15 protein-coding genes and 1 tRNA gene are annotated in these 18,265 nt (G+C 69.4%); 5 read left to right on the forward strand and 11 right to left on the reverse strand.

The features are described 5' to 3' along the window. Window positions 1–764: 764 nt before the first annotated feature. A tRNA-Leu gene (locus MWN52_RS07130) sits at window positions 765–849 on the reverse strand. 95 nt (window positions 850–944) lie between these two features. Here MWN52_RS07130 and rnr point away from each other — a divergent pair. The 4 genes from rnr to MWN52_RS07150 all read left to right on the forward strand — a co-directional run bounded on the left by rnr (window position 945) and on the right by MWN52_RS07150 (window position 7,881). Then, a complete protein-coding gene (gene rnr, locus MWN52_RS07135) occupies window positions 945–3,488 on the forward strand; it encodes a ribonuclease R (RefSeq protein ID WP_425608091.1) in 2,544 nt (847 codons plus the stop codon). Between the two features lie 15 nt (window positions 3,489–3,503). Continuing rightward, window positions 3,504–3,953 carry a GFA family protein gene (locus MWN52_RS07140; RefSeq protein ID WP_286577235.1) on the forward strand — a complete coding sequence of 150 codons (450 nt, stop codon included), beginning with the start codon at window positions 3,504–3,506 and terminating at the stop codon, window positions 3,951–3,953. Between the two features lie 142 nt (window positions 3,954–4,095). After that, window positions 4,096–4,842: a 23S rRNA (guanosine(2251)-2'-O)-methyltransferase RlmB gene (gene rlmB / locus MWN52_RS07145; protein WP_130529409.1), complete on the forward strand. Its 747-nt coding sequence runs from the start codon at window positions 4,096–4,098 to the stop codon at window positions 4,840–4,842. A 36-nt stretch (window positions 4,843–4,878) separates the two neighbouring features. Then, window positions 4,879–7,881, forward strand: coding sequence for a diguanylate cyclase (locus tag MWN52_RS07150; protein WP_286577237.1), 3,003 nt, complete (start codon window positions 4,879–4,881; stop codon window positions 7,879–7,881). Window positions 7,882–8,059: 178 nt separating this feature from the next. On the opposite strand, the gene MWN52_RS07155 is transcribed toward MWN52_RS07150, so the two are convergent. Both MWN52_RS07155 and MWN52_RS07160 read right to left on the reverse strand, forming a co-directional pair. Then, window positions 8,060–8,566, reverse strand: coding sequence for an O-acetyl-ADP-ribose deacetylase (locus MWN52_RS07155; protein WP_286577238.1), 507 nt, complete (start codon window positions 8,564–8,566; stop codon window positions 8,060–8,062). A gap of 47 nt (window positions 8,567–8,613) precedes the next feature. Further along, complete coding sequence (locus MWN52_RS07160; protein ID WP_286577239.1) at window positions 8,614–9,156, reverse strand: XRE family transcriptional regulator; 543 nt, start codon at window positions 9,154–9,156, stop codon at window positions 8,614–8,616. A 99-nt stretch (window positions 9,157–9,255) separates the two neighbouring features. Here MWN52_RS07160 and rhtA point away from each other — a divergent pair, with 99 nt between their 5' ends. Further along, on the forward strand, window positions 9,256–10,146 hold the full coding sequence (gene rhtA, locus MWN52_RS07165; protein ID WP_130529417.1) for a threonine/homoserine exporter RhtA: 891 nt from the start codon (window positions 9,256–9,258) through the stop codon (window positions 10,144–10,146). A gap of 4 nt (window positions 10,147–10,150) precedes the next feature. Here rhtA and MWN52_RS07170 read toward each other — a convergent pair whose 3' ends face one another. The 8 genes from MWN52_RS07170 to pstS (MWN52_RS07205) all read right to left on the reverse strand — a co-directional run bounded on the left by MWN52_RS07170 (window position 10,151) and on the right by pstS (MWN52_RS07205) (window position 18,172). Then, window positions 10,151–10,492: a DUF6966 domain-containing protein gene (locus tag MWN52_RS07170; protein ID WP_286577241.1), complete on the reverse strand. Its 342-nt coding sequence runs from the start codon at window positions 10,490–10,492 to the stop codon at window positions 10,151–10,153. Then, window positions 10,492–11,142 carry a ribonuclease T gene (rnt, locus tag MWN52_RS07175; RefSeq protein WP_286577242.1) on the reverse strand — a complete coding sequence of 217 codons (651 nt, stop codon included), beginning with the start codon at window positions 11,140–11,142 and terminating at the stop codon, window positions 10,492–10,494. The genes MWN52_RS07170 and rnt overlap by 1 nt, the downstream gene beginning before the upstream one ends. Window positions 11,143–11,398: 256 nt before the next feature. Further along, the gene (gene phoU / locus MWN52_RS07180; RefSeq protein WP_131660079.1) at window positions 11,399–12,109 is read right to left on the reverse strand and encodes a phosphate signaling complex protein PhoU; all 711 of its coding nucleotides are present in this window, start codon (window positions 12,107–12,109) and stop codon (window positions 11,399–11,401) included. 138 nt (window positions 12,110–12,247) lie between these two features. Then, on the reverse strand, window positions 12,248–13,078 hold the full coding sequence (pstB, locus tag MWN52_RS07185) for a phosphate ABC transporter ATP-binding protein PstB (RefSeq protein ID WP_286577244.1): 831 nt from the start codon (window positions 13,076–13,078) through the stop codon (window positions 12,248–12,250). 19 nt (window positions 13,079–13,097) lie between these two features. Beyond that, window positions 13,098–13,949, reverse strand: coding sequence for a phosphate ABC transporter permease PstA (pstA, locus tag MWN52_RS07190; RefSeq protein WP_130519155.1), 852 nt, complete (start codon window positions 13,947–13,949; stop codon window positions 13,098–13,100). Then, window positions 13,949–14,917: a phosphate ABC transporter permease subunit PstC gene (pstC, locus tag MWN52_RS07195; RefSeq protein WP_130534791.1), complete on the reverse strand. Its 969-nt coding sequence runs from the start codon at window positions 14,915–14,917 to the stop codon at window positions 13,949–13,951. The genes pstA and pstC overlap by 1 nt, the downstream gene beginning before the upstream one ends. Before the next feature lie 367 nt (window positions 14,918–15,284). After that, window positions 15,285–16,385 carry a phosphate ABC transporter substrate-binding protein PstS gene (pstS, locus tag MWN52_RS07200; protein ID WP_130529427.1) on the reverse strand — a complete coding sequence of 367 codons (1,101 nt, stop codon included), beginning with the start codon at window positions 16,383–16,385 and terminating at the stop codon, window positions 15,285–15,287. 722 nt (window positions 16,386–17,107) lie between these two features. Further along, window positions 17,108–18,172 (reverse strand): phosphate ABC transporter substrate-binding protein PstS, encoded by a 1,065-nt coding sequence (gene pstS / locus MWN52_RS07205; RefSeq protein ID WP_130523635.1) that lies wholly within the window; start codon window positions 18,170–18,172, stop codon window positions 17,108–17,110. Between the last annotated feature and the right edge of the window lie 93 nt (window positions 18,173–18,265).

An 18,265-nucleotide genomic window follows, 5' to 3' on the forward strand; every position in this document is an offset into this window, starting at 1 on the left:
CTGCGGTCAGGGCGGGGCGTACGTCAACAGGTTTTGCACATCGCATCGCGCGCGAGGGCGGGAAGATCAGAAAGTCGCTTCGTCGGACTCCTTGAGCGCAGGCACGTTGATGAGCGTGCGGGCGGGTGAGCGTACTTCGCCAACCGGCCTCGGTCCGGCCGGTTGCGGCTCCTCGGCTCGGTCCGCGATCCCTGGCGTACTCGCCGCCGCGGGCCATCCTAAGGCCCGCTCTCCGCGTGCCCGCCCGGGTCGAGGCTCCACAGCGAATAGATCAGGACTTCTTCGAACTTGAAGGCCTCGAGCAGCGCTCTGCCCCCTCCCTTTCGCCGCAGGCGAAGGGGAGGGCCGGGGAGGGGTGCTGTTGCTCTTCGCTTCGGTGGCTTGCCCGGTAAAGCCCCGACCCCTCCCCATCCCTCCCCTGCGCTTCGCGCAAGGGAGGGGGCCTCAAGTCGATCATTTCCCGTCACTGATCGCGTTGTGCGCGAGGGAATGTGGTCTAACGCTCTCCGCAAACTGCAGCCTCGTGACCTGACGCACGAGGCAGCGGTCCGGCGAGCGGGGGCCGCGACGAGCGAGGCAGGAGGCCGAGCGCCCGAATCAGGGCAGGATGCCCTGATTGAGGGATCAGCGGCCCCCGCCCGCCGGACCGTTGCCCTTCCGAAGCCAAGAAAGCCCGCGCGCCAAGATTCTCTCGCCAAGGAAAAGAGCAACAAAAAACCCCGCGCTGGCGGGGTTTGATGTGTGGCAGTGACCTGCCGATCCGTTGGTGCCCAGGAGAGGACTCGAACCTCCACGGTTTTACCCGCTAGTACCTGAAACTAGTGCGTCTACCAATTCCGCCACCTGGGCAACGGGGCGCGTATGGTGGGGTGAACGGCGCGGATTGTCAACGCGGCGGGCGTGCCGGGCCAGGAAGCGCGGGCCTTGGGGTGTACCATGCGCGCATGACCAAAAAAACTGGATCGGGCGGACGCAACCCCCCATCGGGCAAGGCTTCGCCTTCCAAATCACGTAATGCCGCCGGCGGCGGAAAGAAGCCCGCCGGCAAGTCGCTCCCCCCCTGGATGCCGCAACTGCCCGACGCACCCGCCCCGGCGCGCCCCGGCAAGAGTGCGCCCGGCGGGCGCCGCGGCGGCGATGACCGACCCCGCGACGCGGGGCCGCGTCCGTTCGAACGCCGCCCGCGCGGTCCGCGCGTGGTGGTGCCCGCGCAGGGCGCGGGCCACGCCGGCTTCGTCGACCCCCATGCCGCCCGCGAGGCCGAGCGCTACGCCCAGCCCATCGCCAGCCGCGAAGTGATCCTGGGCACGCTGGCCGCCAGCGAAGGTCCGCTCACCGCCGAGGAAGTGGCGGCCAAGCTCGACCTGACCGCGCCGGACCGCTTCGAGGCATTGAGCAAGCGCCTCAATGCGATGGTCCGCGACGGCCAGCTGCTGCTCAACCGCCGCGGCGGCTATGCGCCGGCCGAGCAGATGGACCTGGTGCCGGGCGTGGTGATCGCCAACCCGGAGGGCTTCGGCTTCCTGCGGCCCGAGGCGGGCGGCGACGACCTGTTCCTGCCCCCGTTCGAGATGCGCAAGGTCATGCACGGCGACCGCGTGCTGGCCAGCGTCACCGGCATGGACCGGCGCGGCCGCCGCGAGGGCGCGATCGTGGAAGTGCTCGAGCGCCGCGTGCACCGGCTGATCGGCCGCTTCGCGATCGAGGCGGGCGTGAGCTTCGTGGTGCCCGACGACAAGCGCATGCAGCGCAACGTCATGATCCCGCCCGACGCGCGCGGCGAGGCGCGCGACGGCCAGCTGGTCGTGTGCGAGCTGACCCATGCGCCGGACGGGCGCCGCGAGCCGATCGGCAAGATCATCGCCGTGCTCGGCGACAAGCTCACCCCCTCGCTGGTGGTGGAGACCGCCATCCACGGTCACGAGCTGCCCTACGAGTTCCCGCAGGCCGTGCTGGACGAGGCCGCCGCGGTGCCGCTGAAGGTCGAGCCGTCGATGATCGGCGGGCGCGTGGACCTGCGCGACATGCCGCTGGTGACCATCGACGGCGCCGACGCCAAGGACTTCGACGACGCGGTGTATTGCGAGTCCAACCGCAAGGGCCTGCGCATCAGCAACCGCTCCGGCTACCGGCTGGTGGTGGCCATCGCCGACGTGTCGCATTACGTGCGCCCGGGCACCCCGCTGGACGAGGAGGCGCAGCTGCGCGCGACCTCGGTGTACTTCCCCGGCTTCGTGGTGCCGATGCTGCCGGAGACCCTGTCCAACGGCATCTGCTCGCTCAATCCCAACGTGGACCGCATGTGCTTCGTGTGCGACATGCAGGTCAACAAGAACGGCGAGGTCACCGAGTCGAAGTTCTACGAGGCGGTGATGCGCTCGCATGCGCGCCTGACCTACGACCAGGTGTGGAAGGCGGTGGGCGAGGACGACGCCGAGGCGCAGGCCCAGATCGGCCCGGCCATCCTGCCGCACGTGCAGCGCCTGCACGCGCTGTATGGCCTGCTGGCCAAGGCGCGGCAGAAGCGCGGCGCGATCGAGTTCGAGACCAGCGAAGTGCGCTTCGTCCTGGACAACAAGGGCGAGGTCACCCAGGCCGGCATGCAGGTGCGCAACGACGCGCACAAGCTGATCGAGGAATGCATGATCGCGGCCAACGTGCAGGCCGCGCGCTATCTGCTGGCCAAGGGTGTGCCGGCGCCATACCGCGTGCACGAGCGTCCGCCGGAGTCCAAATACGCCGACCTGCTGGAGTTCCTCAAGGAATTCAAGCTGTCCATGCCGCCGTGGAGCAAGGTCGAGCCGCGCGATTTCACCGCGCTGCTGCACAAGATCCGCCAACGCCCGGACGTGGCCCTGCTGGAGTCGGTGGTGCTGCGCAGCCAGAGCCTGGCGGTGTATACGCCGGACAACGCCGGCCACTTCGGCCTGGCGCTGGACGCCTATGCGCACTTCACCTCGCCGATCCGCCGCTACCCGGACCTGCTGGTCCACCGCGCGATCAAGCACGCCCTCAGCGGCAAGCCGGTGGAGAAGTTCCAGTACAGCCCGCGCGAAATGGCCGCGTTGTCGCTGCAGTGCTCCGAGCGTGCGCGCCGTGCCGACGAGGCCGAGCGCGAGGTCGACGAGCGCTACCGCGCCGCGTGGATGGAGCAGCATGTCGGCGGCATCTTCGACGGGGTGATCAGCGGGGTGACCAGCTTCGGGCTGTTCGTCGAGCTCAACCAGTCCAAGGTCAACGGCCTGGTCCACGTAACCCAGCTGCCGCACGACTATTACCACTTCGACCCGATCCGCAAGACGCTCTCCGGCGAGCGCCGCGGCATGGAGTTCCGCCTGGGCGACGCGGTCCAGGTGCAGGTCATGAAGGCCAGCATGGAGGAGCGCAAGATCGACTTCCGGCTGGTGGAGCAGCGCCAGGACGGGGCCGCCGCGGACGAGCAGCCGCCGCAGGCGTTCCCGGCCAAGCGCAAGAAGCAGAAGTACTGAGCGAGGCGGCGAACGATGGGCGAGTACAGCGGCGGGTGTCAGTGCGGGGCGGTGCGCTTTCGCGTCAGCGGGACGCTGGACGACGCCTCGATCTGCCACTGCCGCATGTGCCAGAAGGCGTTCGGTGCGTACTACGCGCCGCTGGTGTCCACCCGCGGCGCCACCCTGGAGTGGACGCGCGGCCAGCCCACGCGCTTTGCCTCCTCCAATCTGGTGGAGCGCGGCTTCTGCAACCAGTGCGGCACGCCGCTGACCTACGAGGCGCCCGACGGCGTGGCGCTGGCGGCCGGCGCGTTCGACACCCCGGCGCTGTTTCCTCCGCACATCCAGTACGGCGTGGAGGGGCGGCTGCCGTTCACCGACACGCTGGCGGCGCTGCCGACGCGCCGCACCGAGCAGGACAGCGCCGCGCTGGAATTCCTCTCCCGCATCGTCTCCTTCCAGCATCCCGACCGCGACACCTGACGAGGCGGAATCGTCTTCTGGATTCGGGAACAATCGCGCGGTGCCGACGGTCCGTCCTCGGTGGCGCCACGATCTTCCGCCCGCCCAGGTTCCACGCCCCGCCTTCCCCTTCAAGAAAGCCGATTTCCCAAGACTTTCCCTCATGAGCAAACAGAACCAATGGATCGTCGGCGTCAACGCCGTCGCCTCCGCGATCGACAACGATGCCGACCACGTGCGTGAAGTCCTGATCGACGGCAGCAGCAAGAACGCGCGCCTGACCGAGATCGAGGAGAACGCGCGCCGCAAGGGCATCGATGTGCGCCGCGTCACCACCCAGGCGCTGGACGGCGTCGGCGGCCAGGTGCGCCACCAGGGCGTGGCCGCGCGTTACGCCGCCGCGCGGACCTGGGACGAGGGCGAGCTGGCCGGCCTGATCGAAGGCGCGCAGGGCCGCGCGCTGCTGCTGGTGCTCGACGGCGTGCAGGACCCGCACAACCTCGGCGCCTGCCTGCGCAGCGCCGCCGCCGCCGGCGTCACCGCGGTGGTCATCCCCAAGGACAAGTCGGTGGGCCTGAACGCCACCGTGCGCAAGACCTCGGCCGGCGCCGCCGACCGCATCCCGGTGATCGCCGTGACCAACCTGGCGCGCACCCTGCGCGAGATCCAGAAGGCCGGCGTGTGGATCTACGGCCTGGCCGGCGAGGCGGACAACTCGCTCTACGCCCTGGACCTGACCGGCAACATCGCCCTGGTGCTGGGCGGCGAGGGCGATGGCATGCGCCGGCTCACGCGCGAGCATTGCGACGGGCTGGTCAAGATCCCGATGCCGGGCGATATCGAAAGCCTCAACGTATCGGTCGCCACCGGGGTGACCCTGTTCGAGGCCGTGCGCCAGCGCGGCCTCTGAGGCGGGCGAAGGGGGCTACGTGCGGCAGGGGGCGGCATGACGCGGACGCATCGGCATCGCGCTGCATGGCGACGGGCGTGGGCGCTGCTGTGGCTGTGCGTGTTGCTGGCGCCGGCCGCGTCGGCCCTGGCCGCCGCCTCGCTGTCGCCGGCGCCGCCGCTGCGCGACTACGCCATCGACCTGTGGACCTCGCGCGAGGGGCTGCCGCACAACTCGATCCGCGATATCGCCCAGACCCCGGACGGCTATCTGTGGTTCGGCACCTGGGAAGGGCTGACGCGCTACAACGGCCTGGACTTCACCACCTTCGACCGCGGCACCCGGCCGGCGCTGGCCGATAACGGCATCGGCGCGCTGTACGTCTCGCCGGACGGCGCCCTGTGGCTGAGCGATTCGCGCGGCAACATCAGCCGCTACGGCACCGATGGCACGTTCAAGATCTGGCCGCGGCCGGCCGATGCGCCGGCCGTGCTGCTGCCGGCGATGACCATGGACCGCCACGGCCGGCTGTGGATGCTGTTCGAGGGTCGGGGCCTGGCCTGCCTGGAGCCGGACGGCCGCTACCGCTACGAGACGCCGGGGCCGGATTCGCCGCTGCGCACGGCCTATGCGCACCTGGCGGTCGATGCGCAGGATCGCGTCCTGGTCGGTAGCACCGAGGGCCTGCTGCGGCGCGATGACGACGGCACGCTGCACAACGTCTCCCAGGAGGCCGGCCTGCCGCCCGGCGCGGCCTGGCCCTATCTGGCGCCGGACGGCGCGCTGTGGGTGGTGGCGCAGGATCATCTGTACCGCATGGAGGGCCAGGGCCTGGTGCTGCGCCATGTGCTGCCCAAGGTCGGGCGCCCCAGTTCGATGCTGCAGGACCGGCGCGGCGAGCTGTGGATCGGCACCGAAGGCGGCGAGGTGCTGCGCATCGGGCGCAACGGCGTGGAGACGCTGACCTCGGCCTGGCCGCTGCCGGGCGGGCGGATCACCGCGCTGAAGGAAGACGCCGAGGGCAGCCTGTGGATCGGCGCCAACGGCGGCCTGTTCCGCCTGCACGAGACGCTGTTCTCCAACATCACCAAGCGCCACGGCCTGGACTCGGACTACGTGCGCGCGCTGCTGGAGGCGCCCGATGGCGCGATGTGGGTGGGCCATCCGCTGGGCCTGCAGCGGATCAGCGCCGACCGCCACGTCACACCCGTGGCGCTGCCCACGCAGACCGGCAAGCCGCCCTCGGTGCTGAGCCTTGCGCGCCAGCGCGACGGCACGCTGTGGGTGGGCACGGCCAGCGACGGGGTGTACCGCGTGCCGCTCCACGGCGCGGTCACCCGCTACGGCACCGAGCAGGGCGTGCCGCAGGGCACCGTGCGCGCGATCAGCGTCGGCCCGGACGACGTGGTGTGGCTGGCCACCCAGCGCGGCCTGGCCTACATCGACGGCGAACGCGCGGTGCGGCCGCAGGTGCCCGGCCTGCCCAGCGGCCTGATCACCTCGGTCTACAGCGAGCCCGGCGCGGTCTGGATCGGCACGCTGGAAGGCGCGCTGGTGCTGCGCGGCACCCAGGTGCAGCCCCTGCCGCTGGAAGGCCTGGGCGGGGCGCGCACGGTGTTCGGCTTCATCCGCCTGGGCGATGCGGTGTGGATCACCACCGACCGCGGCCTTTACCGCATGCGCGGCGGCAAGCTGGCGCGCGTGGGCCGCGAGCAGGGCATGCCGGTGGACACGGTGTTCGAGCTGCGACCCGACCAGGCCGGCCACCTGTGGATCACCAGCAACCGCGGCGTGCTGTACACCGACCTGGCCAGCCTGGACCGCGTCGCCGACGGCCTGCAGCCACGCGTGGTGCTGACCAGCTTCAACGAGATGGACGGCATGGCCAACTCGCAGGCCAACGGCAGCTCGGGGCCGACCGCCGTGGTGCGTGGCGACGGCACGGTGTGGATCGCCACGGCCGGCGGGGTGACCATCGTCGATCCGGCGCGCATGCAGTGGTTCCGCGACCGGCCCGCACCGCCGGTGGTGATCGACGAGGTGCAGCGCGACGGCGCGCCGCTGGCCTGGCGCACCGAGCAGCCGCTGCGGCTCAACGGCGACCAGCGCCTGACGGTCAGCTATGTCGGCCTGAGCTATCTGCTGCCCGAGCGCACCGAGTACCGCACCAGGCTCGACGGCCTGGACGGCGACTGGGTGCGGCGCGGCCATCAGCGCAGCATCGAACTGGCGCGCCTGCCGCCCGGCGATTACACCTTGCGCGTGTCCGCCGCGCATCCGGACGGGGCGTGGAGCGCGCGGCAGGCGGTGCTGCACTTCACCGTCGAGCCGTTCCTGTGGCAGCGCCACGGCGTGCAGTTCGGCGCGATCGCGCTGCTGGTGCTGGTGCTGTTCGGCCTGTACCGGTATCGCGTGCACTGGTACCGCCATCGCACCGAGCGCCTGGCCGGGCTGGTCGATGCGCGCACCCGCGACCTGCAGGCCCAGACGCAGCGCCTGCGCCTGGCCGACCAGGAGAAGACCGACCTGCTGGAGCAGCTGCGTGCGCAGGCCGAGGCCTTCGAACGTCAGGCGCGCGAGGACGTGCTGACCGGCCTGCCCAATCGTCGCGCGTTCGAGGAGCGGCTGGCGCAGGAGATGGCCCGCGCCCGACGAAGCGGCCAGCCGCTGTGCCTGGCGATGCTGGACGTGGACCACTTCAAGCGGGTCAACGACCAGTATTCGCATACCGTCGGCGATGCGGTCCTGCGCGAGGTCGGCCAGGTGCTGGCCGCGCAGCAGCGCGAGGCCGACATGGCCGCGCGCAGCGGCGGCGAGGAGTTCTGCCTGCTGTTCACCGACACCACGCTGGAACAGGCCGCGCTGGCCTGCGAGCGGCTGCGCGCGCTGTTCCATGCGCGCCGCGACTGGGGCGGGATCGCCGGCCTGGCCATTACCTTCAGCGCCGGGCTGGTGGTGCTGGAGCCCGGGGATGCCGCGCCGGCCTCGCTGTACCAGCGCGCCGATCGCCTGATGTATCGCGCCAAGCGCAATGGGCGCGACCGGATCGAGCACGATTGAGTGCTTGGGAGTGTGGGGTTGGGATTGAGGGCGGCCTTGTGAGCGTCCTTCGTTCCCGCGAAAGCGAAAACCCCGCGACTTTGGTTTTTTGCGCGAACGTCCATGGATTCCCGCTTTCGCGGGAACGACGATAGGTGGTGTGTTGCGGGCCTAGCGCTGGTCGCCGCAAGGACAAGCGCTAGCGCAGCAGCGCTTCGTACAGGGCCAGGTCTTCCTGCGAGAAGCAGCAGAACAGCACCTCGCGCAGGCTCGGATACGCGGCAGCCTCGGCGCGCACGGTCTCCACGGCGATCTTGGCCGCGGGCGCCGGCGGAAAGCCGTAGATGCCGGTGCTGATGCAGGGAAAGGCGAGGCTGGCCAGGTCGCGTTCGCCGGCCAGGCGCAGGCTGTTGCGGTAGCAGTCGGCCAGCAGCGCGGCCTCGCCATGCTCGCCGCCGCGCCAGACCGGCCCGACGGTGTGGATCACGTAGCGCGCCGGCAGGCGATAGCCGGCGGTGACGCGCGCCTGCCCGGTCTGGCAGCCACCGAGCAGCCGGCACGCGGCCACCAGCTCCGGGCCGGCGGCGCGATGGATGGCGCCATCGACGCCGCCACCGCCGAGCAGGCTGCTGTTGGCGGCATTGACGATGGCATCGACCTGAAGCGTGGTGATGTCGGCGCGGAGGGCACGGAGTTCGGGTGGCATGGGAGCAGCCTGCGACGGCGCGCGTGGCCTGGGTGCGAAGACGGGCGTCAGTACACGACGTTGCGCACCAGCCGCAGCGGCGCGTCGCCATCGTTGCGGTAGGCGTAGTCGCCGGCATCGCTGGCGAACACCAGGTGTTCGCCCGCGGCGAACTGGCGCAGGCCGTGGACGCTCTCCAGCGTCAGCGTGCCTTCAATCACCAGCAGCAGCTCGCGCCAGCCGGCCGGATCGGCCTGCGAGGCATAGCGCTCGCCCGGCATCAGCGTCCACTGCCACAGTTCGACCTGATGGCCCGCCGGCACGCTGGACAGCATCACGCCGCGCGAGGCGGGGTCGCGTCCGCGCCAGGCCAGCGCATCCACGCGCGTCGGGTCGTCGATCGCCGCGGACTTGAGCAGGTCGGCGAACTGCACCCCCAGCGCCGCGGCCAAGCGGTCCAGGGTGTTGAGGCTGACGTTGGCATCGCCCGATTCGATCGCCACCAGCATCCGCCGGCTGACCTGGGCGGCCTCGGCCAGCGCCTGCTGGCTCAGGCCGGCCTGCTGGCGCAGGCGGCGCAGATTGCCGGCCACATGTTCGAGCACGCTCATCGCGCCTCCGTCCGGTTGCGCACTATATTGCGCGTCATTAGACTGACCATCCTGCGCAATATAGTGCGCAGCCTCGCGCTCATCCACTGCAGGCTCTTCGTGTCCGCTTCGTCCCCCTCGCTGAAGTCCTCGGTGCTGTTCCCGGTGCTGCTGTTGCTGGCCTCGATGGTGTCCATCCAGGCCGGCGCGAGCCTGGCCAAGACGCTGTTCCCGGTGGTCGGCGCCACCGGCGCGACCGCGCTGCGGCTCGGCTTCGGCACGGTGCTGCTGTGGATCGCCTTCCGCCCCTGGACGCTGCCCTGGCGCGCGCTGCCGTGGAAGATGCTGATCGGCTATGGCGTGTCGCTGGGCACGATGAATACCTTGTTCTATCTCGCCCTGCAGACCGTGCCGCTGGGCTTGGCGGTGGCGCTGGAGTTCACCGGGCCGCTGGCGCTGGCGCTGCTGGGCTCGCGCCGCGCCCTGGATCTGGTGTGGGCGCTGCTGGCGGCGCTCGGCCTGGTGCTGCTGGTGCCGTGGCCGGGCCGCGACGCCGCGCTGGATCCATTCGGCGTGGCCTGCGCGGTCGGTGCCGGCGTGTGCTGGGCGCTGTACATCGTCTTCGGGCAGAAGGCCGGCGCCGGGCATGGCCCGCGCATGGTCGCGCTGGGCTCGTCCATCGCCGCGATGGTGGCCGTGCCCTGGGGCGTGATTCACGCCGGCAGCGCGCTGCTGGCGCCAGCGCTGCTGCCGGCGGCGCTGGGCGTGGCGGTGCTGTCGATGGCACTGCCGTACTCGCTGGAGATGATGGCGCTCACCCGCCTGCCCACGCGCACCTTCGGCATGCTGATGAGCCTGGAGCCGGCCATCGGCGCCCTGTGCGGACTGGCGTTCCTGCACGAGCGCCTGTCGGGCCTGCAGTGGCTGGCGATCGCCGCGGTGATCGTGGCCTCGGCCGGCGCCACGCTGGGCGCCCGGACCCCGCCGCCGGCGGCGCCGCTGCCGGACTAGGGGCTCAGGCGCGCCGCCGCCGGATCTGTTGCGCCAGCTCCCAGGCGCGGCCACGCAAGTCGTCCAACCGCTCGTTGAGTTCGGCGTAGCCCGTTTTCCAGGCAAAGCGTCCGTCCTGGTACGACTGGCCGAGGATCAGGTCGTTGAACGATCCCATGCCGCCGTAGGCGCCGAGCAGGTCGTCCGCGCCGCGATCATCGCCTTGCGCCAGGCGGGACTTCGCGCGCCGCATCCACGCGCTCCAGTGGGTATCGCCGTCCTGTTCGAGCACCTGGATCAACGCGTCCAGCACATCGATGAGCGGCTGCAGCGAGGCGTCAGCCGGCGGCGGGTCGGCGCGCGTCATTATTCGGACGCGGATTGCGTCCGCGGCCACTGGTTGGCGATGTTGCAGAACAGCCGCGCGGTCTGCTCGACGTCGTAGACGGCCGAATGCGCCTCGTCGGCGTTCCAGTGCATGCCGGCCGCCTGCACCGCGCGCGCCAGCACCGTCTGCCCGTAGGCCAGCCCGCCCAGGGTGACCGTGTCGAACACGCTGAAGGGGTGGAACGGATTGCGCTTGTGCTGGGTGCGCGCCACCGCGGCGTTGAGGAAGTGCAGGTCGAAATGCGCGTTGTGCCCGACCAGGATCGCGCGCTGGCAGTTGTGCTTCTTCACCGCCGCCCGTACCGGCGCGAAGATGTGGTCCAGCGCTTCCTTCTCGGGCTTGGCCAGGCGGAAGGGATGGTCGAGCACGATGCCGGTGACCTCCAGCGACTTGGGATCGATCTCCAGCCCCGGCGCCGGCTCCAGATGCACGCAGGCGGTGTCGCCCAGCACGAAGCGGCCGGCCTCATCCAGGTCCAGGGGCACGGCGGCGATCTCCAGCAGCGCGTGGCGGTTCCAGTCGAAGCCGCCGGTCTCCACGTCCACCACCACCGGCAGGAAGCCGCGGAAACGGCGCGCCATGGGTGTGAACGAGGGGGCGGGGGAGGCGGGGGCGGAGGCGTCTTGCATCGCGAAAGCCTAGCAGACGGCCCCAGACTGGCTGGCGGCTCGTCGGGCGGGCGACCTCGCTCGCTTGAATCCGTGGAGACTTGCGCCGCCTCGCCGCTGAAGGCGAGCAGGGGCGCGACCGCGCTCGGTCGGATCCTGGGATGCGCGCTGAAAAGTGCGACACAACGGAGGGAGGAGGCGGTGCGCTACGGCGCCCGCGCGGTGCGCGAGGTCCTGATGCCCGGCCACCGCGCGCGGCGCGCGGCCGGCCGGTCCGTCAGGTCAGATTGGTGGTCGAAGTCTCGTCGCGCTTGTCGCGCGGCGGCAGCGGATGATCGCCCTGCACCAAGAACCACACGTTCTCGGCGATGTTGGTGGCGTGGTCGCCGATGCGCTCGAGGTTCTTGGCCATGAACAGCAGATGCGTGCACGGGGTGATGTTGCGCGCGTCTTCCATCATGTAGGTCAGCAGCTCGCGGAACAGCGAGGTATACATCGCGTCCAGCTCGGCGTCGCGGTCGCGCACTTCCAGCGCCAGCTGCGCGTCCTGATCCCGGTAGGCGGCCATGGCGTCGCGCACCAGCTCGGCGGCCAGCTGGCCCAGCGAGCGCAGGCCCGTGGCGTGCGGCACCGGCGGCAGCATGTTCAGCGCCATCGAGCGCTTGGCCACGTTGGAAGCGTAGTCGCCGATGCGCTCAATGTCGTTGGGAATGCGCAGCGCGGCCAGGATCACGCGCAGATCGCGCGCCATCGGCCCGCGCAGGGCCAGCTGCATGACGTCGTGGCTGACCTTGTCCTCCAGCGTGTCGATGGCCTCGTCGTTGGCGATGATGCGTTCGGCGGCGCGGTCGTCGCGGCGCTCGACCACGTCCAGCGCCGCTTCCAGCTGGGCCACGGCGATCTCGCCCATGTGCAGGATCTCGGCCGCGATGCGGCGCTGCTCCTCGTCGTAGCTCTTGACGATGTGGTCGTGCGGGAAGTTGTTCATGGGCGCGGGAAATGAGTGGAGAGGAATGTGGAGCTTCAGGCGGAAAGCGAGTGGAGAGGAGGTAAGCGTGAGCGGTGAGGCGTGGAAGAGCGGATCTTGCTGTTTCTCATTCCTCGCTCCTGTTCGCTCCTCAACCCCTCATCCGAACCTGCCGGTGATGTAGTCCTCGGTCTGCTGCTTGGACGGACGCGAGAAGATGATCGAGGTGGCATCGTGTTCGATCAGATCGCCCAGATACATGAAGGCGGTGTAGTCGCTCACGCGCGCGGCCTGCTGCATGTTGTGGGTGACGATGGCGATGGTGTAGTCCTGCTTGAGCTCTTCGACCAGCTGCTCGATGCGGCTGGTGGAGATCGGGTCCAGCGCCGAGGTCGGCTCGTCCAGCAGCAGCACGCTGGGACGCAGCGCCACGGCGCGGGCGATGCACAGGCGCTGCTGCTGGCCGCCGGACAGGCCGAGCGCGCTCTGGCCCAGCTTGTCCTTCACCTCGTCCCACAACGCGCCCTGGCGCAGGGCCTGCTCGACGCGGTCGTTCATGTCGGCCCTGGACAGCTTCTCGTGGTGGCGGATGCCGTAGGCCACGTTCTCGAAGATGGTCATCGGGAACGGCACCGGCTTCTGGAACACCATGCCGACCTTGCTGCGCAGGCGGTTCATCGGGTACTTGGGCGAGAGGATGTCCTCGCCGTCCAGCAGCACCTCGCCGGTGGCGCGCAGCTTGGGATAGAGCGCATAGATGCGGTTGAAGATGCGCAGCAGCGTGGACTTGCCGCAGCCCGAGGGGCCGATCAGCGCGGTCACGCGCTTCTCCGGGATCTGCAGGTTGATGCCCTTCAGCGCATGGAAGTTGCCGTAATAGAAATCCAGGCCGCGGGCCTCGAGCTTGACCTCGGCCGGCGGCAGCGCACCGCGGTCGGTGGTGACCGGGGTCAGGCGCGGGGAGGGCGAGGCGTGCTGCACATCATTCATGGTGGGATCCATCGAGAGATCAGTCATTGGAGATCCGGTTGCGCAGCAGGAAGAAGCGCGCGCCGAGGCTGACAAGCAGCACGAACACCGTCAGGACCAGCGCGCCGGCCCAGGCCAGGGTCTGCCAGGTTTCGTAGGGGCTGCCGGCGAACTGGTTCATCACCACCGGCACCGAGGCCATCGGGCGGAAGATGTTGGTGCTCCAGAACTGGTTGCCGAAGGCGGTGAACAGCAGCGGCGCGGTCTCGCCGGAGATGCGCGCCAGCGCCAGCAGGATGCCGGTGACGATGCCGGCCGAGGCGCTGCGGTAGAGCACCTGCATGATCACCTTCCACTGCGGGATGCCCAGCGACAGCGCGGCCTCCCGCATCTGCGCCGGCACCAGGCGCAGCATCTCGTCGGTGGTGCGCACCACCACCGGCAGCACGATGAAGGCCAGCGAGATCGCGCCGGCCAGCGCCGAGAAGCCGATCACCGACACCACCATCGCGTACACGAACAGGCCCAGCACGATCGACGGCGCCGACAGCAGGATGTCGTTGACGAAGCGCACGACCGTGCCGGCCTTGCGCGCATTGCCGTACTCGGCCAGCCAGGTGCCGGCCAGCACGCCCAGCGGTGCGCCGATCGCGATCGCCAGTACGCACATCACCGCGCTGCCGAAGAAGGCGTTGCGCAGGCCGCCTTCCTGCATCGGCGGCGGCGTGTTCTGGGTGAACAGGTCCAGGTTGACCCCGGCGATGCCCTTGGCCACCAGCGTCCACAGGATCCAGGCCAGGAAGGCCAGGCCGAACAGCGCGGTGATGCAGGAGACGAAGATCGCCACCGCGTTGACCACGCGGCGACGGGCATAGATGGCGGCGCTGGACATCAGTTGCCCTCCCGACGGGCCAGCTGCATCAGCATGAAGCGCGCGACGGCCAGCACCGCGAAGGTCACGATGAACAGGATGAAGCCCAGCAGCAGCAGCGCCGAGCGATAGGTTTCGGTGGCCTCACCGAAGTCGTTGGCGATCAGCGCGGCGATGGTAGTGCCCGGCATCAGCAGCGAGGCCGACAGGCTCACGCTGTTGCCGACCACGAAGGCCACGGCCATGGTCTCGCCCAGCGCACGGCCCAACCCCAGGAAGATGCCGCCGATCACCGCCGAGCGCGTGTAGGGCAGCACGATGTCCCAGCTCACCTCCCACTTGGTCGCGCCCAGCGCGTAGGCCGATTCCTTCAGCCGCGTGGGCACGGTCAGGAAGACCTCGCGCATCACCGAGGAGATGAAGGGGATGACCATGATCGCCAGCACGAAGCCGGCGGTCAGGATGCCGATGCCCAGCGGCGGCCCCTGGAACAGCACACCGACCACCGGCAGCGTGCCGAGGGTGTCGTTGAGCCAGGGCGTGACGTATTCGGTCATCACCGGCACCAGCACGAACAAGCCCCACATGCCGTAGATGATCGAGGGGATGCCGGCCAGCAGCTCGATGGCCGTGCCGATCGGCCCGCGCAGCCAGCGCGGCGCCACCTCGGTCAGGAAGAAGGCGATGCCGAAGCTCACCGGCACGGCGATCAGCATGGCGATGACCGCCGTGACCAGCGTGCCGTAGATCGGCGCCAGCGCGCCGTACTTGTTCTCCACCGGATTCCAGTCGGTGGAGGTGATGAAGTGCCAGCCCTGGTCGAGCAGCACGTGGCGGCCGCCCCAGAGCATGGACAGGGCGGCGCTGGCCAGCGCGACCAGCACGAAGACCACCGTGCCGACCAGCACCCAGCGGAACAGGCGATCGGCCCGCGCGTCGCGCGCATCGCGCGAGTTGCTGTCGGGAAGGGGGAGCGTTGCTGCGTTCATGCAGGATGAGGGCTCGGATGGGGGCGGGAGACGCGACGCGGCGTGTCGCCGCGAAAGCGTGAACGCACAATCTTTCAGTTCGTCATTGCCGCGGAGGGGCAAGTGATCTTTCAACTCGTCATTGCCGCGGAAGCGCAAAGCAATCTTTCAACTCGTCATTCCCGCGAAGGCGGGCAAGCCATCTCTCAGTTCGTCATTCCCGCGAACGCGGGAATCCAGGGACTTTGCTTTGGCTGTGAGGCGTGTGGAGCAAGCGCAACTGCAACCGCAACGTCCTCGGGTCCCCGCTTTCGCGCGGATGGAGGCGGCATGCCGCCTCCGGCAGCGGCAAAGGCGGCCGGGCCTATGGCCCAGCCGCGCCATTGCGTCACTTGAACTCCGCCGCCCAGTACGCCTCGATCTGCTGCACCAGCGGTGCCGGGAGCGGCACGTAGTGCAGGTCCGCCGCCTGCGCCTGCCCGTGCTCGAAGGCCCACTTGAAGAACGCCAGCGTCTCGGCATTGCGCTTGGCATCGGCCGACTGCTTGTGCATCAGCATGAAGTTGGTGGCGGTGATCGGCCAGGCCTTCTCGCCCGGCGCATTGGTGATCACCAGGTTGAAGTCCTTGGCGTTGGCCCAGTCGGCGCTCTCGGCCGCGGCGGCGAAGGAGGCCGCATCCGGCTGCACCCACTGGCCGGCCGCGTTCTGCATGGCGGTGTAGGGCATGTTGCTCTGCAGGGCGTAGGCCAGCTCGACGTAGCCGATCGAGTTCTTGATCTGCTTCACGTACGAGGCCACGCCCTCGTTGCCCTTGCCGCCCACGCCGTCGGGCCACTGCACCGAGGTGCCTTCGCCGACCTTGGACTTCCACTCCGGGCTGACCTTGGACAGGTAGTTGGTGAAGTTGAAGCTGGTGCCCGAACCGTCGGAGCGGTGCACCAGGTTGATCTTCGCGTCGGGCAGCTTCAGGTCGGGGTTGGCGGCCTGGAGCGCCGGGTCGTTCCACTTGGCGATCTTGCCCAGGAAGATGTTGGCCAGCAGCTCGCCGGTCAGGCGCAGCTTGCCGGCGTCCACGCCGTCCAGGTTGACCACCGGCACCACCCCTCCAATCGCCGAGGGGAACTGGCCCAGGCCGGACTGCGCCAGCTCTTCGCTGGACAGCGGCTTGTCCGACGAGCCGAAGTCCACGGTCTTGGCCTTGATCTGGGCAATGCCGCCGCCGGAGCCGATCGACTGGTAGTTCACCTGGTTGCCGGTGGCCGCCGCATAGTCGGCCGACCACTTGGACACCAGCGGATAGATGAAGGACGCGCCGGCGCCGGAGATCTGCGCGGCATTGGGATTCTTGGCGGCCGCGGCCGGCTGGGTGGCGCCGTCGGCGGCCGGCGTGGCGGCGGTGTTGGCCTGGTCGGCGGGCTTGCTGCAGGCCGCGACGGCCAGGGCAACGGACAGGGACAGCAGGGCCGCACGGGCCGGCTTGAAACGCATGGACAACTCCAGGGAAGCGAAGAGGGCGCAGACGAGCATCCGGCCTGCTTGGCGCTATTGGATGATGCTTTTGTTACAGGGTCATGACGCCGTGATCGGGGCACGGGCGTTGCGGCTTCGGAGGGGCAGCGGTCCGGCGGGCGGGGGCCGCTGATCCCTCAATCAGGGCATCCTGCCCTGATTCGGGCGCTCGGCTCCTGCCTCGCTAGGCGCGGCCCCCGCCCGCCGGCCCGCTGCTGCACGCGTTAGGTCACAGGGCTTCGGTTTGCAGGCGCTCGAACCCTTCCTCGCGCACAACGCGATCATTGACGGGAAATCATCGACTTGAGGCCCCCTCCCTTGCGCGAAGCGCAGGGGAGGGATGGGGAGGGGTTGGGGCTTTCCCGGTAGAGCCACCAAAGCAGAAGCAAAAGCACCCCACCCCGGTCCTCCCCTTCGCCTGTGGCGAAAGGGAGGGGGCAGAGCGCTTGCCCACGCCTTCGGGTGGAAAGAAGTCCTGATCTTTACGCTCGCAGAGCCTCGACCCGGGCGGGCGCGCGGAGATCGGGCCAGGAATGGTCCGCGGCTGCGAGTCCGCCTTAGAGCGCGGACCAGCCGCGCCCGGCCGAGTCGAGGCCGGTTGGCGAGGTGACGTTCGCCGACCTGCACTCGGCAAAAAAAACGCGGCCCACAGAGGGCCGCGTCATCGAACGTCATGCGGCCGCAGGAGGCCGCGCGCTGGCTCAGTACTTCAGGTTGGTCGACCAGTAGGTCTGGATCTGCTGCACCAGCGGGTCGGGCAGCGGCACGTAGTCCAGCGCCTTGGCCTGGGCGTCGCCGGAGGCGTAGACCCACTTGAAGAAGTCCTTGGCGCCCTTGGCGCTGGCGGTGCTCTTGGGCGACTTGCGCATCAGGATGAAGTTGGTGGCGGTGATCGGCCACGCATCGGCGCCCGGCGCGTTGGTGATGACCAGGTTGAAGTCCTTGGACTTGGCCCAGTCGGCGCTGGAGGCCGCAGCCGAGAAGGTCTCATCGCTGGGCAGCACGAACTTGCCGGCCGAGTTGCGCATCGAGGCATAGGCCAGCTTGTTCTGCAGCGCATAGGCGTACTCGACGTAGCCCACGCCGCCCTTGATCTGCTTGACGTAGGCGGCCACGCCCTCGTTGCCCTTGCCGCCGATGCCGGCCGGCCACTGCACGGTGGTGCCTTCGCCGATCTTGGACTTCCACTCCGGGCTGACCTTGGACAGGTAGTTGGTGAAGTTGAAGCTGGTGCCCGAACCGTCGGAGCGATGGACGATGGTGATCTTCTGGTCGGGCAGGGCCAGGCCCGGGTTCAGCGCGGCGATCGCCGGGTCGTTCCACTTGGCGATCTTGCCCAGGAAGATGTTGGCCAGGGTGGCGCCGTCCAGCTTCAGCGCGCCCGGGGCGACGCCGGCCACGTTGAACACCGGCACCACGCCGCCGATCACCGACGGGAACTGCACCAGACCCGAGGCCGACAGCTCGGCCGAATCCAGCGGCTTGTCCGAAGAGCCGAAGTCCACCGTATTGGCCTTGATCTGGGCGATGCCGCCGCCCGAACCGATGGACTGATAGTTGACCTTGTTGCCGGTGGCGGTGGCGTAGTCGGCCGACCACTTGGTCACCACCGGATAGATGAAGGACGCGCCGGCGCCGGTGATGTCCGCCGCCGAGGCCGGGTTGGCGGACAGCGCCAGGGTGGCGACGACAGCACCCGCGAGCACGCGGATCTTGGAAAGGTGGGTCACGAAAGAAGCTCCTGACGGGTGGTGCACCGGCGGCATTGCCGGCGATGGGCGCCATTGCAGGACGATTCGATGATGCTTTGAAGAAATATTCGTGACACCCGGATGACACGCCCGCCGTGACGGGGTTCC

The organism is Pseudoxanthomonas winnipegensis (genome assembly GCF_030322905.1).
GTDB classification, from domain to species: Bacteria; Pseudomonadota; Gammaproteobacteria; order Xanthomonadales; family Xanthomonadaceae; genus Pseudoxanthomonas_A; species Pseudoxanthomonas_A winnipegensis.

What these genes read in the sequence shown, in the direction of transcription:
- MWN52_RS07140 (WP_286577235.1), top strand. Translation starts at nt 3,504, where the DNA reads ATGGGCGAGTACAGCGGCGGGTGTCAGTGCGGGGCGGTGCGCTTTCGC.
- pstS (WP_130523635.1), bottom strand. Translation starts at nt 18,172, where the DNA reads ATGCCGCCGGTGCACCACCCGTCAGGAGCTTCTTTCGTGACCCACCTT.
- phoU (WP_131660079.1), bottom strand. Translation starts at nt 12,109, where the DNA reads ATGAACAACTTCCCGCACGACCACATCGTCAAGAGCTACGACGAGGAG.
- rlmB (WP_130529409.1), top strand. Translation starts at nt 4,096, where the DNA reads ATGAGCAAACAGAACCAATGGATCGTCGGCGTCAACGCCGTCGCCTCC.
- MWN52_RS07150 (WP_286577237.1), top strand. Translation starts at nt 4,879, where the DNA reads ATGACGCGGACGCATCGGCATCGCGCTGCATGGCGACGGGCGTGGGCG.
- MWN52_RS07160 (WP_286577239.1), bottom strand. Translation starts at nt 9,156, where the DNA reads ATGAGCGTGCTCGAACATGTGGCCGGCAATCTGCGCCGCCTGCGCCAG.
- MWN52_RS07155 (WP_286577238.1), bottom strand. Translation starts at nt 8,566, where the DNA reads ATGCCACCCGAACTCCGTGCCCTCCGCGCCGACATCACCACGCTTCAG.
- rnt (WP_286577242.1), bottom strand. Translation starts at nt 11,142, where the DNA reads ATGCAAGACGCCTCCGCCCCCGCCTCCCCCGCCCCCTCGTTCACACCC.
- MWN52_RS07170 (WP_286577241.1), bottom strand. Translation starts at nt 10,492, where the DNA reads ATGACGCGCGCCGACCCGCCGCCGGCTGACGCCTCGCTGCAGCCGCTC.
- pstC (WP_130534791.1), bottom strand. Translation starts at nt 14,917, where the DNA reads ATGAACGCAGCAACGCTCCCCCTTCCCGACAGCAACTCGCGCGATGCG.
- pstS (WP_130529427.1), bottom strand. Translation starts at nt 16,385, where the DNA reads ATGCGTTTCAAGCCGGCCCGTGCGGCCCTGCTGTCCCTGTCCGTTGCC.
- pstA (WP_130519155.1), bottom strand. Translation starts at nt 13,949, where the DNA reads ATGTCCAGCGCCGCCATCTATGCCCGTCGCCGCGTGGTCAACGCGGTG.
- pstB (WP_286577244.1), bottom strand. Translation starts at nt 13,078, where the DNA reads ATGAATGATGTGCAGCACGCCTCGCCCTCCCCGCGCCTGACCCCGGTC.
- rnr (WP_425608091.1), top strand. Translation starts at nt 945, where the DNA reads ATGACCAAAAAAACTGGATCGGGCGGACGCAACCCCCCATCGGGCAAG.